The organism is Mastigocladopsis repens PCC 10914, assembly GCF_000315565.1.
GTDB lineage: Bacteria > Cyanobacteriota > Cyanobacteriia > Cyanobacteriales > Nostocaceae > Mastigocladopsis > Mastigocladopsis repens.
In genome coordinates, this window is sequence record NZ_JH992901.1 from 4,346,483 (window position 1) to 4,362,719 (window position 16,237).

General features: G+C 44.6%; 12 protein-coding genes. 11 read left to right on the plus strand and 1 reads right to left on the minus strand.

Annotated features, from left to right (window positions below):
• Positions 1-166: 166 nt before the first annotated feature.
• The 10 genes from MAS10914_RS35780 to MAS10914_RS0121415 all read left to right on the plus strand — a co-directional run bounded on the left by MAS10914_RS35780 (position 167) and on the right by MAS10914_RS0121415 (position 13,899).
• Positions 167-403 carry a tryptophan 7-halogenase gene (locus tag MAS10914_RS35780; protein WP_232224207.1) on the plus strand — a complete coding sequence of 79 codons (237 nt, stop codon included), beginning with the start codon at positions 167-169 and terminating at the stop codon, positions 401-403.
• A 209-nt stretch (positions 404-612) separates the two neighbouring features.
• Positions 613-2,169 (plus strand): flavin monoamine oxidase family protein, encoded by a 1,557-nt coding sequence (locus tag MAS10914_RS0121375; protein WP_017317985.1) that lies wholly within the window; start codon positions 613-615, stop codon positions 2,167-2,169.
• Positions 2,170-2,604: 435 nt separating this feature from the next.
• Positions 2,605-5,964: a ferritin-like domain-containing protein gene (locus MAS10914_RS0121380; RefSeq protein WP_017317986.1), complete on the plus strand. Its 3,360-nt coding sequence runs from the start codon at positions 2,605-2,607 to the stop codon at positions 5,962-5,964.
• A 33-nt stretch (positions 5,965-5,997) separates the two neighbouring features.
• Positions 5,998-7,602, plus strand: coding sequence for an FAD-dependent monooxygenase (locus tag MAS10914_RS0121385; RefSeq protein ID WP_026082718.1), 1,605 nt, complete (start codon positions 5,998-6,000; stop codon positions 7,600-7,602).
• A gap of 180 nt (positions 7,603-7,782) precedes the next feature.
• Positions 7,783-8,457 (plus strand): glutathione S-transferase family protein, encoded by a 675-nt coding sequence (locus MAS10914_RS0121390; RefSeq protein ID WP_017317988.1) that lies wholly within the window; start codon positions 7,783-7,785, stop codon positions 8,455-8,457.
• 278 nt (positions 8,458-8,735) lie between these two features.
• Positions 8,736-9,989, plus strand: coding sequence for a cytochrome P450 (locus MAS10914_RS0121395; protein ID WP_017317989.1), 1,254 nt, complete (start codon positions 8,736-8,738; stop codon positions 9,987-9,989).
• Between the two features lie 132 nt (positions 9,990-10,121).
• On the plus strand, positions 10,122-10,493 hold the full coding sequence (locus MAS10914_RS0121400; protein ID WP_017317990.1) for a VOC family protein: 372 nt from the start codon (positions 10,122-10,124) through the stop codon (positions 10,491-10,493).
• Positions 10,494-10,579: 86 nt separating this feature from the next.
• On the plus strand, positions 10,580-11,845 hold the full coding sequence (locus MAS10914_RS0121405; protein ID WP_017317991.1) for a cytochrome P450: 1,266 nt from the start codon (positions 10,580-10,582) through the stop codon (positions 11,843-11,845).
• Positions 11,846-11,914: 69 nt separating this feature from the next.
• Positions 11,915-12,133 (plus strand): peptidoglycan-binding domain-containing protein, encoded by a 219-nt coding sequence (locus MAS10914_RS0121410; RefSeq protein ID WP_017317992.1) that lies wholly within the window; start codon positions 11,915-11,917, stop codon positions 12,131-12,133.
• A 131-nt stretch (positions 12,134-12,264) separates the two neighbouring features.
• Positions 12,265-13,899, plus strand: coding sequence for an MFS transporter (locus tag MAS10914_RS0121415; protein WP_017317993.1), 1,635 nt, complete (start codon positions 12,265-12,267; stop codon positions 13,897-13,899).
• 34 nt (positions 13,900-13,933) lie between these two features.
• Here the strand turns inward: MAS10914_RS0121415 and MAS10914_RS0121420 are convergent, their stop codons facing one another.
• Positions 13,934-14,785, minus strand: a complete 852-nt coding sequence (locus tag MAS10914_RS0121420) for a phosphate/phosphite/phosphonate ABC transporter substrate-binding protein (RefSeq protein WP_026082720.1) — start codon at positions 14,783-14,785, stop codon at positions 13,934-13,936.
• A 347-nt stretch (positions 14,786-15,132) separates the two neighbouring features.
• On the opposite strand from MAS10914_RS0121420, the gene MAS10914_RS0121425 reads away from it, so the two are divergent.
• Positions 15,133-16,023, plus strand: a complete 891-nt coding sequence (locus tag MAS10914_RS0121425) for a c-type heme family protein (RefSeq protein WP_017317995.1) — start codon at positions 15,133-15,135, stop codon at positions 16,021-16,023.
• Positions 16,024-16,237 lie beyond the last annotated feature (214 nt).

The window sequence follows — 16,237 nt, forward strand, 5'->3', positions numbered from 1 at the left end:
TTCTCTCTCGTGATGAAGGCACGGCACTTTATGCAAAACCTCTGCATTTTTTACAATTGTTTACATTTTGATTGAACTTTGGACAAAAATTAAATACCATATATAATATGTTCTGCGAAACTGTGCTTTGTTTTTGTTTGGGAGCAAAGCGATTGCGCGGAGCGCAGTGCCCTTCGGACAATCACATTACTCAAAGAAAGAATCAACAGCCACCGCCTTGGGTTCTGGTTGGGTGTGGAACATACTTCTTTATGGCAAAATTGGTACGGGGTATGTTTACTGTAGTGAGTTTCTCTCAGAAGAAGAAGCAGAACAGGAATTTCGCCAGCACTTAGGACTAGATGCAGAGCGCCCGCAGCGCCACGGAACCGTACTTGAGATAATATATAGGACTCCTATTTGATTTTTGAACAAAACTACGAGTTGGACTTTGGACAAAAAAGAGTGGTTCGCGTAATTGATGATTTATGTTGGCGAATTCATGTGAGCGTTAAATTTATCAGTAAGTTCAGATAAGAGTGCATAAAAAAAATTCCTCTCCTGTATCAAACAAATGAAGCAATTGAAACACCCAAAACAAACAACAAACTCATTTGCAAGAGGAATTGGAAAATGGATACTACAACAATGCTCGATATGTGCAAACTGGCTAACTTCCAAAAAGGTAAGCGCATCACCATCTTAGGCGCGGGAATTGCCGGTTTGGTTGCAGCTTACGAGTTAGAACGTATGGGTCATGAAGTAGATATTATGGAAGGTAGCCCACGTATCGGTGGTCGAGTTTGGACACACCGTTTTGGTAACGAACCTGACGCACCCTACGCAGAATTGGGAGCCATGCGTATACCTAGTGAACATCAGCATACACTGCACTACGTATCTGAAATGGGGTTGAATGACAAACTCTGCAAATTTGTCACAGTATTTGAAGAACAAAACGCTTTTATGAACATCTCTGGTAAGATTTTCCAGATGAAAGATGCACCGCGCATCTTCCAAGAACGTTATCAAGAAATCTTTACAGACAATCGTTACAGCGAGAAAACTCAACTATTTGCTGCATGGCTAAAAACTATCGTCGATACCATCTCACCTGGTAATTTGCGTGAAAGTTTAGAACTTGACCTCAAATCACACTTGATGGATGAATTGGAAAGACTGGATTTAGAACCTTACTTTAGAAAAGACGGCGAAACTATCGACCTACAAGCATTCATCAAAGATAATCCAAGTTTTCGCGCTCGTTGCAGCAAAGCCTTGGATATGTTCCTTAGCGACATCTTAGTTGAAACCAGTCACGATTTGTTACAACTCAAAGGCGGAATGGACCAACTCATCCAGCGCTTAGTAGCATCAATCAGAGCTAAAATTCAGTGCAACCAAAAAATTGTAGGAATGCACGTACGTAAAGACCACGTAGAATTGGATTACTTGGAAAACGGACAGTTCCATAAGCGTCGTTGCGACTATGTGTTATGCACTATTCCTTTCTCGGTAATGCGTAAGATGGAGTTGAGCGGATTTGACGACAGAAAACTGGAGTCTATCCACAATACCATATATTGTCCAGCAACCAAGGTTGCATTTCACACTCAACAAGCTTTTTGGGAAAAACAAGGTATCAAAGGTGGTGCATCCTTTAGCGGTGATGGTGTTCGCCAAACATACTATCCTTCTGTGAAATTCAACCCCGAATGTGGGAGTACGATGCTTGCTAGTTATACCATCGGCGACGATGCAAAACGCCTAGGGATGATGTCTGAGCAAGAGCGCCACAGTTACGTCAAGAACGTTGTGAGCAAAGTTCACCCAGAAATTCAAACTCCTGGGATGATTAAAGATGTGGCTTCGATCGCCTGGGGTAACTACGAGTGGAGTGCTGGTGGATGCACTGTTCATTGGAGCGATGATATGTCTGATGAATCTAACCATACTATCAGTTACTTGGAAGCTGCTAAACCCCAAAACACTCTCTTGTTTGCTGGCGAACATTGTTCTAAATACCCCGCTTGGCTTCAGGGTTCTATTGAGTCTACACTTGAGGCTGTGTACGATATTGTTTCTCACCAACCAATAAAAAAAACGACAACCAACTACCCCGTTACCAGCAAGGCAAATGGCAAGACTCAAAGAACAAACCAACATCTACAGAATTATAAAGCGGCTTAATCTTCTCGACTCGCCTCAATACATCTGGAGGGCTGAGGACACCTCAACTATCTTGTCAAAAACAAAAAATTATGAATTTTCAAAAGAATTTGAGAAATTTAACAACTTGCGGTTCTCCTTGTGTGGAATTTACAGCTTCTCAGTTCTAAACGAGTCATCCCCATGACATTCTCATACAATCAATTACTGGAAATCTTTACTTCTTCTCCTCTTTGCCCTCTGTTTTGGTCTCTGCATCACCTACGCACCTCCCCTTTTTGTCTATAACTGCATAAGTTCGATTCACTGAACTCTATACACTTCTAGTGACCTTATAACTATCAACTTGACTAACCCAATTTCCCGACTTACCAGATGTACATCATAATTCAGCAAAGTCCTTTTTTCTTTCCTAACTTCCCTTTTTGTCCAAAGTCATAAAAGTGATTTTTTAAGATGAGCATCTTAGATTTTCCCCGCCTACACTTACTCGGTTTCGCCCGCATCCACGCCCCAACAGGACATAAAAACGGAGGAGTGGATGTTAGTAGCAACACAGTCTACATGAACGGTAAGCCCTTCGACCACCACCGTGGAGCGTCCGAGTACCACGAATACCTCTACAATTTGGGACCAAAGTTTAACGCCCAAGGGGAACTAGATGAAAATGGTCCTTTTAGTATGGCTATGGGATGGGACTTTGGCGGTAACGGTCACTTTTCTATCGAAGCACAAATTGTTAGCACGCAAAGGGAGTTTGGACAAGTTGACCAAAATGACCCAGTGGTAGGACGTTCTGTTGATTTATGGGGTCATTACAACGAATACGTCAAAACAAGTTTTAATCGCGCCCGAATCTTTGAATCTGACCCAGCTTCCAACTGGAGTAGCACAATTATGTTGGGTCAACTCGCCTTCGGACGCCAAGGCGTTTCCCACGAAGTTCCATATATGCTATCTGCCCCGATTACAGGTATGCAGTTAGCTCGCTGGCAAGACTTTAACCACATCCGCGAATTGCCTCAACACTGCCTCAACAATGAGTTTAAACGAGCGGCTGTTTATCAGTTTACTATCCCCAAAGATGCCCAAGATTTTCTGTGGTATGAAGAAGCCGCCCAGTCACCAACTGTATCTCTACTGCGCGAAGCAATGAATCGTGAGGATGTCTTGGGGCTGGTGATGCAATTGGGCATTAGTAATATGTCTGCGCCAGTTCAACCGGATTTGCCTAGTTTCTGGGAACTGCACGGAACGATCGGTTTATGGTGTCAAGACGAACTTTCTACCTATCCTCACGGACGGTTGCTGACTCCTCGACGTGCTGCTCTTTCGCAAACAGAATCTAAACCAATTTCTAACCTTACTGTGCAAGTCACCCCGCAAGGCGTGAGTTTAAATATGGTTACGGCAGTACCTTGTGTGGGACGCACCCCCAAAGCGGGACCAGGACCAACCCACGCGATTGGTTCTAAGCTCGACTTGGGTGATTTGGAATTGCGTACTGTTGATAGCCAAGAGCTGATAGCGCGGATACCCAAGGAAGCATATCAAAAGGAGGCGCATCAATTAACTAGTGGAATTGTAGATGTTCCTTTAGCCCAAGAGTGGGACAATTTATCTCAGGAAATAGAACAGCAAGGTCTGTGCATCATCGGGACGGCACCTGACGGACAACGGCGAATTCTCGTTCAAGAGGAAGAAATCAACCTTCAGGTAGATGACGCTTGTTTGTTTGTCGAACATCCCAATAGACATAGCGGTGAAGACCACGCAGTGGAGTTAGAAGTGCGGTCTTTCGTACGCGGGCGTCCAGCACCAGTTGAAGCGGTTTACCTGCGTCAGTTCTATAACCCCAGAGCCTTTCCTCAACTACGCTACGAGTTTGAAAGTGATCCCGCCAATGCAGATAAGGCTTTCCATTACCCGCGTAACTCTGAAATGGAAATCGTACACTTCAAGCCAGGGAAACGGCAGTCCAAGGGAGAGTTTGCCCCTGAGTGTGTCATTTCCACCGACGACAAGGGGCGTGCTTGGGTGACTCTGCGCGGTGCTAGGGCAGGAACAACGCGGGTGCTGCTATCTGCTCGCCCGGATGAGTTACCTTGTGACGCTAATCACCTGGACGAAGCGCTAATTGCTTACGATAATGATGATAAACTAGGCTTTTGGTCTGGTACTGGCTTTTTTGCTGTACGGGTGATGAGTGATGATTGGCACCTGGATGAAATCCCCGATGCAGCGGTAGATTTTAACTTAATCTACGAACAGATCCTAGCTTTCTACGAGTTAAGTTTCTCGTTTATGAAAGTCGATGTGTTTAGTCTCGCCGACCAATGCAAGGTCGAGACTTACGCACGGTTAATGTGGCAAATGTCCGATCCACGCAACAAATATAAGACTTACTATATGCCCCCAACGCGGGATATGTCCCAAGCCAAGTCGATGCTTTTGCTGAAGTTTCTGCAAAATCTACAGCGAGTTGGGTACGTTCCGCCTGCGATTCCAGAACCAAAACGCCCGCAACGCACCATCCAAACGCGGGAGGAGTTGGTAAGCGCCCTCAAACAAGCGGCGGAGTTGGAAGTGACTGTGATGTTGCAATACATCTATGCAGGATACTCTATTCCCAACTACGTCACTGGTGAGGAATACGTGCGCCGGGGTTTGTGGACTCCCGAACAGTTACATTTAGCTTGTGGCGACGGCAAAGAAGTCCGAAGTTACGGCATGCGGGGTGTGGTGCTGGAAATTTCCCGCGAGGAAATGATTCACTTTTTGATGGTTAATAATATATTGATGGCGATTGGGGAACCTTTTTATCCAGCAGTTCCTAACTTCAAGGAACTTAACGCACGTTTCCCCATTGATGTAGACTTTGCCCTAGAACCAATGAACGCCGCCTCTCTACAGCGTTTTATGCGTTTGGAGATGCCGGACTTTTTGGAAGAAAACTTGAGCAACGAACCAGGAAGTGGGAATCGCTCAATTGACAACTTACACGGTTATGGTTCTTTGAGCGAGTTGTACCACCAGATTCGCCAAGGGCTAGAGAATATTCCAGATTTATTCATGGTTAAGAAGGGTCAAGTAGGTGGCGAGCATCGTTTGTTCCTGCGCGATGACTTTAATAAAGTTCACCCAGATTACCAGTTTCAAGTTGACGATCTCAACAGCGCACTTTTTGCCATCGACCTTATTGTCGAGCAAGGAGAGGGATGCCATGCCGAATCACCTAAATTTGACCGTTCTCACTATCAGCAATTTCGTCGTCTAGCGGAGGCACTTTCTAAAGAACACATGACCGATGCTGAGACTGGACGCAAAGTACCGTGGAACCCCTCCTACCCTGCTTTGCGTAATCCCTCCTTACAGCACCGAGATTATAGCACCAACGTTGTCACTGTTCCGCAAACGAGGGCAGTTATGGAAATATTCAACGAAACTTATTTTCTGATGATGCAGTTGATGGTGCAACACTTCGGCTTGATGCCCACTGGTAGTTTGCGACGCTCAAAGCTGATGAATGCTGGTATTGACGTGATGACGGGAATGATGCGTCCGCTAGGAGAATTGCTGATGAGTCTGCCTTCAGGCAAAAGCGGTAAAACAGCCGGACCATCGTTTGAGATTGAAAACCCCATTTATATCCCGACTCCGGAATTAGCAATGAGAGCGATCGCCCGTCGATTTGAGCGGCTGGCACATCAAGCGCGTGAATGTCAAGTTATCCACAGCACCGTTTACGAGATGTTTGATTTCTACGCCAGATTCTTTGAAGACCTGGCTCATCATCCCCAGTCTTTATCCCATTGAATCAAAGGACAAATGACAAAGGACAAAGGACAAATGACAAGTGATAACAATATTAAAACGGATGTACTAATAGTCGGTGGCGGACCTGTGGGTCTAGCGCTGGCGGTGGAACTACGTTACCAAGGTATCGATTGTACCCTTATAGAGGAGACTGATGGGGTGGTGACTGACCCCAAGGTGAGTACAGTTGGACCGCGCTCAATGGAGTTTTGCCGTCGTTGGGGCATTGCCCAGCAGATACGCAATGCAGGCTGGCCCTCCGACCACACCCTAGATATTGCCTGGGTGACATCTGTCGGGGGTCACGAAATATACCGAGTTCACTTTCCCTCTTATGCCGAGCGATCGCTCCCTAACTACACACCGGAACCGGAGCAAGTCTGCCCACAAAACTGGTTCGCCCCGGTGTTCCTAAATAACTTGGGAGAATATCCAGATGGAGCAATTCGGTTTCTCTCTCGCTTGGATAGCTTTGAGCAAACTGCTGAGGGTGTCATCGCGCAGGTGACAAACCTGGAAAAAGAAAGTACAGAGGTCATCCACGCCCAATACATGGTAGCTTGCGATGGTGCCCGCAGTACGGTACGTAAGGCTTGTGATGTTGATGCTCCCACGTTTCACGCCACGCAGGTGTTTCAGAGTGTTGTGTTCAAGGCACCCGAACTGGCGAGTGTGATGGGCAAAAACCATGCAATGGTTTATTATTTGGTTAACCCAATTCTTCAGGAACCGCTGCGCGCAGTAGATGGGGACTCACTTTATCGCCTGATTTTGAAGCCAAAAGAAGACGGAAGTGTGCGTGATGCCGAAGAAGCCATCCGCGCCGCCATATCAATTGATACTCCGTTTGAAATTGTTTCCAACGTTCCATGGCGTCTCACTCACCGAGTCGCAGACCATTTCCGAGTAGGAAATATCTTCTTCGTCGGCGACAGTGCCCATACACTTTCTCCCTCTGGCGGTTTTGGGATGAACACTGGCATAGGTGATGCAGTTGACTTGGGCTGGAAACTTGCTGCCACTCTCAAAGGTTGGGCTGGTCCCAACTTGCTCGACACTTATGAAATTGAACGGCGTCCCATTGCAGTACGAAACCTGCAACAGGCAAACGCGAACTTGCAACGCACCCAAAAACGCGCCATCCCTCCAGTCATTATGACTGACACCCCAGAAGGTGAACAAATCCGCAAAGAGATGGCTGTTGGTATGGAACGCAGTGGCGTAAAGCGAGAGTTTGATGCACCTGGGGTTCACTTCGGGTTCCGCTATGAGTCCGGTGGTATCATTCCTGATGGTACAGCCCCAACTGACGACCCCTTTGAGTGGAAACAGAGTAGCTACCCTGGCTGTCGGGCACCTCATGCTTGGTTGGAACCTGGTAAATCAACTTTAGATTTGTTCGGTCGCTCTTTTGTGCTAATGTGCTTCCAGTCAACGCAGGGAGTCGAAACATTAACAAAGGTTTGTCAGGAAAAAGGAGTGCCTTTGTCGATTCAGCACATCGACAACCCCGAAATTGCCAAGCTTTACGAGCGTGCCTATGTCTTGGTGCGACCTGATGGACACGTTGCTTGGAGAGGTGACACCCTACCTGAAGATTCAAAGGCGTTGATTGACCAAGTTCGAGGGAGCTTTTAAGTAGTAAGCTAATCGTCATTCATTTTTCCACGATGATTCGCTTGTAGTAAGGGCTTCAGCCCTAGCTCTATGCAACTTGAATGCTCATTAGCTTATGTTATGGAGCATAAAAAGAAATGCATATATTCATTTTTCAGCCGGTAGTGATAAAACTATCAACTCATAACTGAGAACTGAATTATGAAGCTTTACTATGCCCCTGCATCATCCTATTCCCAACGAGTCCTGATCGCTATGTACGAGAAGTCAGCAGATTTTACACCTGTCGAGGTAAATCTTTTTGAGCCAAAATCTCGTGAGGAATATATGGAAATCAACCATTTTGCCAAAATTCCGACTCTGGCTACTGATAAAGGTAATGTTTTATTTGAGGCAAATATCATCATTGAATACCTCGACCAATATTTTCAAAATACAACCCGCCTGATTCCTGCTGACCCAGAACAAGCCCTAGAGGTGCGGATGCTGGAACGGACGATTGATGTGTATATCAACGGTGGACGGGAGGCGCTATTCGCCGATACCCAGCGTCCTGTTGAGGAACAGGGCAAAAAAGAAGTTATCAAAGCAAAGCGGTTATTGGAAACAGCACTCGAACTGCTGGATGAAAAACTGGCAACTCGTACCTGGTTGGGAGGAGAAGAGTTTACGATCGCTGACTGTGCTGCTGCTCCCACGCTCGCCTACCTGCGTATGGTCTACAACTACAACCACTTTTCCAATTTGACACATTACGTTAGGCGTCTGGAGTCTAGACCATCCGTAGCGCAAGTTTTCAACTTGGGACGCGACCAGATGACAAAGATGCTGTCTGAACTGCGGAATCCACTGCAACTGGTGCCTTTAGAGAGTTAGGAGTTTTGAGTAGACTTCTTGCATTCATTCCAAAAAAAAGAATAATTAACCACAGATGGACGAGGCAGTGCGTTGCGGTGAATCAGCCCTGCAGGCGGGTTTCCCGCCGTAGGGGACTGTGAACCCGAAGGGGGGTTCCCCCCGTTGTTCGCGCAGCGTCTCCGCAGGAGATAGCAACTGCCGTACAGATGGACACAGATGGAATCAAAGAGATGCAACAGGTCTAGTGCTTCCTAACTTCTAACCCCTAATTCAAAACTTTTTCTTGGAGATTAAAAATGACTAGTTCGACAATTGAAAGATTAAACCCATTTATACGTGAAGTTATCCAAGACCCCTACACAGTCTATCGTCGCTATAGAGAAGAAGACCCCGTTCATTGGGGAGTATCGGCGAATCCTCAGTTGCCGGGTGCCTGGTACATCTTCCGTTATGACGATGTGATGAAGGTGATGGAAGACAGGAGATTTGGTCGCGAGACTTTGAACGAACGAGAGGACGTTGAAACCACGCCAGTACCAACGGCATATAACGCGTTCCTGTCTTTGGTCAGTAACTGGATAGTCTTTCGGGAACCGCCCAATCACACACGACTAAAATCGCTGGCTAGCAAGGCATTCACCCCAAAAATTGTCGAAAACATCCGTCCAGCCATCTACGAAATCGCAGACAATTTGTTGGATAAAGTCCAGAACCGTGGTGAGTTGGACTTGGTTGAGGAGTTTGCTTTCCCTCTGCCAACTAAGGTAGTTGCGATTATGCTCGGTGCTGATCCCGAAGATTTGCCGTTGTTCCGTGAATGGGCACTTGCCATGCAGCATGCCAGCGCCTCCCGTTTGAAACCACCACCAGAAGTCTACGAACGTGCAAACGAGGCTGCCCAAGCATTCGTGGATTATTTCACCCCTCTCATCACAGAACGACGTGCCAATCCGCGCGAGGATCTGATCTCGGCTTTAGTCAAGGCTGCTGATGAGGGCGACAAACTGAGCGACTTTGAGATCGTCGCCACTTGTACGCACCTGTTGACCGCAGGACACGAGACTACAATTAACCTCATTGCCAAGGGCGCACTGGCGTTACTGTATCATCCAGAAGTACTCAAAAAGTTACGCTCGCACCCCGAACTGATCCCTGGGGCAATCGAAGAGTTCGTCCGCTACGACACCCCAATCCAGATGGTGACACGCTGGGCTTATGAAGACGTTGAGGTCGGCGGCAAGTTAATCCGGCGTGGGGATAGCGTAGGAGTCATGCTTGGTTCAGCTAACCGAGATCCCGCCCAATTCAAGAACCCCGATGTTCTGGATATACAGCGGCAAGATAACAAACACAGTGCCTATGGCGGCGGTATCCATTACTGCCTTGGTTCGACGCTAGCCCGTGCCGAGGGTCAAATTGCCATAAATGTCCTGCTCAACCGTTTGCCTGACCTTCGTTTGGCACAAGAAAACATTGAGTGGGCAAACAACATCGTGTTTCATGGTCCTAATCACCTACAGGTTGCTTTTAGAAAACCTGCGATCGCTTGATTTAAGGAGGGGGGAACAATTGAAAATTCAAAATTCAAAAATATTGCTTTTAAGTCTTGATTTTTCCACACAAATGTGTATCTATGCTAGTTCCCCACTCCAAAATATTTTTGCAAACAAGGCGCAAATAACATGAGTCTTATACAAGGTTTGACAAAAGCTATTGTCTATGTAAAGGACATAGACAAACAGGTAAACTTTTACCGCGACCAGTTGGGGCTTGAGGTTAAATCCTTCAAAAGTATAGAAGGACGCAACGACAAACAGTGGGTAGAGTTTGCAACTGGCGAATGCACCTTAGTGTTGCACGGTAATTTAGAGACACAACATGGTAAGGATAGACCCAAGCTAGCGTTTCACGTTGATGATTTTGAAACCGCATACCATACGCTAACTGAACGTGGCGTTCAACTCAGCCCTGTTCGTTCCCCCTCGCCTGGTTTAAAAATTGCTGAAGGTCTTGATCCAGAAGGTAATCCGTTCACCATTGATTGTCAGGAATAAGGCACTCAAAATTCCACCACTAGAAGCGGTGACATCATACTAATTTCACTTTAATTGTTTGCAATATTGCAATATTAAGGAGCAAAATGATTGGACAGCATTCAACAGAGCCTGAGAAGAAAACTTGCCCTCATCTAGGAGAAGCTTACCAACCCTTTGTCAACCCACAACTTGAAGATCCCTATTCATTTTATAAGCGTGCAAGAGTTGAGGAGCCGTTATTTTACAGTCCATTGTTAAACGGCTATGTTGCCACGCGTTATGATGACATCCTAACTATACTGAAAGACCCAGCACGCTTTTCTTCGGCGGATACTCTCAGCCCGATTGTTGAATTTACCCCAGAGGTATTCCAAGTGCTGCGTCAAGGGTTTCCCTTGGTACGCGATTTGGTTAATAGCGATGGCGAAGAACACAAACGCTTACGCGCTCCTTTTATGAAAGTGTTTGCACCAGAGCGCCTTGAGGCGATGGAAGATTCCATTCGCGCTATTGCTAATAAGTTGGTAGACAATTTTGTCAATGATGGTCAGGCAGACATCATATCGCAATTTGCTTATCCGTTACCTCTTGAAGCCATCCTCACTATGTACGGTATCCCGTTAGACAGGATGGCAGAACTCAAGCAGTGGTGTTATGACATGAATGCTTTGATATCGTCGCCGCTGACGCCAGAAGAGCAGGTGCAATGTGCTCGCAGCATGGTGGCGATGCAGCATTTCGTTGCAGGTTTAATCGAGGGACGACGGAATGCACCTCGCAACGATTTGATCAGCAATGTAATCACCTCTGACCTGAATATGCCAGAGTTGGTGAGAATTTTAGTGGGGTTAATACAAGCCGGACATAAAACGAGTTCTCATTTGATTGGGAATGCCTTAAAACACCTGTTGGAGCGTCCCCAATTATGGCAAGCTATTTGTGATGACCCATCGCTCATTCCTGCTGCTTTGGAAGAAGTACTCAGGTATGATGCTCCTGTCCCAGCAATGAGTCGCACAACCACCCAAGATCTAGAACTGGCGGGAGTTCAACTACCCAAAGGCACTCGCATCTTTTTGATGTATGCTTCCGCTAACCGTGATGAAACTAAGTACAGTGATAGCGATCGCTATGATATAGAACGTTTCAAACAAGCACAAGCTAACCATCTCGCATTTGGTCATGGAGTTCATCACTGTATTGGTTCAAACTTAGCCCGTCGGGAAGCACGAATCGCTCTGGAAATATTGTCTTCAAGGCTGACAAATCTGCGACTGCGCCCAAACCAAGAATTAACCCATGTCCCAACAATGATATTCCGTGGTTTTACAGACCTATTTGTGGAGTGGGATATCCCCCAAAAAGGTTAAGCCTTTCGCGTGCATACTTTCAAAGGTTCACCACTATAAACAAATATCAATAACAAGGAGTAAACTGTCATGAGTCAACCCCCTATGCTACAACATGGTTCCACTGGCGCAGATGTCGAACGCTTACAACGCGACTTATCCCAACTGGGATATCAAGTTGGAGTTGACGGCATATTCGGTGAAGCTACCGCAAACGCCGTCAAAAAATTCCAACAAGACCATAACTTAACTGTGGATGGAATAGTTGGACCCCAAACAGGCAGACAGTTAGGCGCTGCTTTGGCTTAATTTAAATGCCATAAATAATGCAGGTTGATGACCTCAACCTGCGTTATTTTAAGAAATTTTAACCATCAATAAATTTGTCATATTATGCAAACTTAAAAAGCCGAGTATTAGTTTAATAAAAAATCAAACCTATGAATAACGCAAGAATACAATCTCAACCAAAAAGTACAACTAATATCTTCCAAGATAAGAATTTTTACATAGTCAATTTTGTGACGCTGATGGGAATTTTAGGGGGAACCCTTTTTAACCCCGCGCTGCCAACGATACAACAATTTTTCCAAGTTACAACTGATCAAGTTTCATGGACAGCGACAATTTTCCAGTTGCCTGGTGCCATTATTACTCCGATATTTGGAATTTTAGCTGACGTTTTAGGCAGAAAGCAAGTCCTAATTCCTTCGCTGCTAGTGTTTGCCCTTGGTGCTGGGTTAAGCGGCTGGACATCTAATTTCACGGCACATTTGGGAGGACGACTTTTACAAGGTGTTGGTGCTGCTAGCTTAGAACCGCTACAACTTACCGTTATCGGTGACCTTTATCGCGGGAGAACGCTAGGTACTGCGATGGCACTTAATGCCGGTTTGATTGGTATGAGTGGGGCGCTTTTTCCTCTGATTGGTGGAGTATTAGGCGGGTTTGGCTGGCGATATACGTTTTTACCAGGGTTGCTTGCCATTCCAGTTGCGTTTTTGGTACTCGTGACACTAAGATTACCAAGGCGACCGCAGAACGCAGAAAAGTTTGAGTTAAAATCTTATCTACAAAGTACCTGGAGCAGCATAAACAATCGTCACGTACTAGGGCTGTTGTTCGCGGTCATGTCTCTGTTCTTACTGCAAACTTTATGTTTAACCTTTATCCCATTCTTGGCGGTAAACAAGTTCCGTACATCAGAGGCGATAAATGGCATCCTCCTGACGAGTATGTCAATTGCGCTAGCGGTTTTTGCTGCTCAATTGGGACGTTTGACTCAGAATTTGTCGGAAATCAAACTCATCAAACTTTCTTTTATTCTCTTTGCAATTGCCTTGCTAATTCTCCCGATTATTCCTAATTTTTGGTTGCTATTCATCCCGCTTTTGTTACTCGGTGCAGCTCAAGGTATCGCCCTTCCATCATCCCAAGCACTCTTAGCAGGGCTTTCTGTACAAGAATCTCGGGCTGGATTTATGGCGGTAAATACCTCAATTATGTCGTGGGGGCAGACACTTGGTCCTTTTTTAGGAAGCATTGCTGTTAGGTTTTGGGGAATACAATCAGTCTTTTATACGAGCGCCATTTTTTCTTTGATTTCATTTGCTGTCTTCAATTATTTCTTAACGACTAAAGTATTCGATTTCACAGCCAAAACCATACACTTACAGGTTCCACCAGTTCGCAATGAACAATCAATTTCGTCTTCGCCATTCCCTGCGTCTCCTGCAATCGTACAAAAGCCCATTGCACAGCTACTCCATCTGGAAACTGACAGGGTGATTGAATTACCGGAAGATTTTCAGGTTATTAATATCGGCAAGTCCAGCGATCGCATTAAGCCCGAAGTGGATCTTTCAGATTTTCCCAATTGTGGAGTTATCTCACGGGTTCACGCCCAGATTCGTTACGATGGAAACGAATACTATATCCAAGATCTGAACAGTTCTAACGGCACTTTCATTAATAAATATCCACTTATACCAGGTGTTTGGTACAAATTAAAATCAGGTCTTCACATTAGTTTTGGTCGGCGAAACGCGATCGCATTCATGTTTCAGCTTGATTAGTAGGTTTTTTCCTTAAAAGGGAGAGGTTGATTCATCAAAATAAGCGAACAGGTTTGGAATTAAGACGGGCAGCAATAGATGTTACCCGCTTGACTACAGAAATCATATTTTGATAATCAGGTGCCTCTGCGTTTGGTAGATATTTAACATCTTGAACCAAATTAGGAGGAGCATCTCTCATATAATCGCGAATCCTTTCTTGACGATTTCTTTCAACATCAGGTCCAATCAAAACAGCACCTGGTGGAACATTTTGAGAGTCGAAGAATAATATGCGAAATGCATTACCTAATTTTGTTCTATACAAATTAAATTCCTCTAGGGAAATAGCACCAGCAGCAGCCTTTCCTTGTGCCACCCATTCAAGCACTGTTTCTGGTGTAGGAGCAAATAGGATTTCTGCCAATGTTAAACCAAAAAGATTGTACAGGGGAAAATAATATCCAGTGGCGGAACCTGGTTGACCTAGGGCAACTGTTTTCCCTTGTAAATCTTTTAATTGTCGTACAGGACTGTCTTTGCGTACAACAAATACCGAGCGGGAATTACCCTCCATTTGGAGAGGAAAAATTGGTAAATATTGATAGTTAGCACTTGCAATTGCTGCCAAACCTGGAGGAGCAAAAACTAATGACCAACTACGATGCTGAATGCGTTCAATTGCTATCTTTTCATTAAAAGCTGGCTCTAATTGAATAAGTGCCCTTGCTTTTTTACCCAAATATTCACGGAAGCGAGCAAACCGTTCTATTGCTTGTTTTCCTTCTCCATAGCTAATTACACCAATAACTAACTCAAGTTGATTTGCTGTTTCTTCTCTTGCACAGGCAGAGGTGAAGAGCAGTACCTGCAAAATAAATAAACGTCGGGAAAGTTGGGATGACATCAACATATTTTAGGAAATAATTTTTCTAAGCGAATCAAAATATAGCATGGATAAATTTTTCTAAGCAATTTTTATGTCAATCAGGTTCGGATGAGAACCGTAAAAAACCCGCAACCCACCTGAGGGCATCCCTCTCACAACTTGGCACAGAGGTAGGGAAGCCAGTGCGTTGGGTGTTTCTCCAAGTGTGCATTCCTTGCGTAATGAGAGAAGTTTTGATAAATGATTCAGGGAAATTGATATAATAATTAGGTAAAAATTTAGGAAAATCTTATAATATATGAAATTAGATTTTGATTGATTGTCTGCCATTTATATATAACAGGTGTATATTCAGCAAAAAAATCATGAAAATAGGAACTAAAGTTAATCTAATTTTAATAATGGTTTTTATCAGCGGTATTTTCATTAGTGGTATCGCTTTATCAAATGTACTTCAAACAAAAGCACAGGATGAGGTAAGTTCTAAAGCCTTGATTCTCATGCAAATCGCCAATTCGGTTAGAGATTATACCAACGAGCGTGTACAACCCTTATTGTTGCCAAAAGTGGACACTCAAGAGCAGTTCATTCCAGAATCCATACCATCATTTACCGTTAGAGAGGTGTTTGAAAAATTTCGTAAAAACAAAGAATATGGGAATTTTTTATACAAAGATGCCACTCTGAATCCAACAAATCTGCGAGATAAAGCTGACGAATTTGAAGCTGAGATTGTTGAACGATTTCGTAAAGAACCTGGTAATAAAAGCGACTCTGGTTTCCGGACTATGTCTGGAGAAAAATTGTTTTATAGCGCCCGACCTTTTGCTATTCAGGACAAGAGTTGTCTTCGTTGTCATACCACTCCCGAATTAGCTCCAAAAAGTCAAATAGCGACTTACGGAAAAGACAATGGTTTTGGATGGAAGCTCAATCAAGTTCTGGGAGCCCAAATGGTTTATGTTCCGGCTGAAGACATTTTAAAAACTGCTAATCAGTCATTGCTTCTTGTCCTAGCAATTGTCGGAATTATTTTTACAGCCATCGTTATTATCATGAATCAGTTGTTGAGAAAGACTGTACTATTGCGTATTAAAAAAATTGCAACTGTGGCAGAACAAGTTAGCGTTGGTGATATGAATGCCGATTTTGGGAAACAATCTAAAGATGAAATTGGGGATTTAGCAGAAGCTTTCAATCGGATGAAGTATAGTTTAGAAATTGCTTTTAATATGTTAAACAAGAATCAGAAGTAGATGGATTGGAATAATATTTTAATCCGTCAGCTTATATTTAGAAAGCAGATTTTGCATAAGAAATCGGCTTTTTTTTCTTTATGATTTGTGGTCCAATAATTTGAAAAAGCGCTGTAATACCCAGTTTTATTTCAATACGGTTCAGTTAAGGATTTTTGGTGAGATTCGGTGAGGTGTAGAGACGCGCCATGGCGCGTCTCTACATTGCCGTGCT

Coding starts and splice junctions, on each gene's coding strand:
- MAS10914_RS0121405 (WP_017317991.1), top strand. CDS start 10,580: ATGATTGGACAGCATTCAACAGAGCCTGAGAAGAAAACTTGCCCTCAT.
- MAS10914_RS0121420 (WP_026082720.1), bottom strand. CDS start 14,785: ATGTCATCCCAACTTTCCCGACGTTTATTTATTTTGCAGGTACTGCTC.
- MAS10914_RS0121415 (WP_017317993.1), top strand. CDS start 12,265: ATGAATAACGCAAGAATACAATCTCAACCAAAAAGTACAACTAATATC.
- MAS10914_RS0121395 (WP_017317989.1), top strand. CDS start 8,736: ATGACTAGTTCGACAATTGAAAGATTAAACCCATTTATACGTGAAGTT.
- MAS10914_RS0121380 (WP_017317986.1), top strand. CDS start 2,605: ATGAGCATCTTAGATTTTCCCCGCCTACACTTACTCGGTTTCGCCCGC.
- MAS10914_RS0121410 (WP_017317992.1), top strand. CDS start 11,915: ATGAGTCAACCCCCTATGCTACAACATGGTTCCACTGGCGCAGATGTC.
- MAS10914_RS0121425 (WP_017317995.1), top strand. CDS start 15,133: ATGAAAATAGGAACTAAAGTTAATCTAATTTTAATAATGGTTTTTATC.
- MAS10914_RS0121385 (WP_026082718.1), top strand. CDS start 5,998: ATGACAAGTGATAACAATATTAAAACGGATGTACTAATAGTCGGTGGC.
- MAS10914_RS0121375 (WP_017317985.1), top strand. CDS start 613: ATGGATACTACAACAATGCTCGATATGTGCAAACTGGCTAACTTCCAA.
- MAS10914_RS0121390 (WP_017317988.1), top strand. CDS start 7,783: ATGAAGCTTTACTATGCCCCTGCATCATCCTATTCCCAACGAGTCCTG.
- MAS10914_RS0121400 (WP_017317990.1), top strand. CDS start 10,122: ATGAGTCTTATACAAGGTTTGACAAAAGCTATTGTCTATGTAAAGGAC.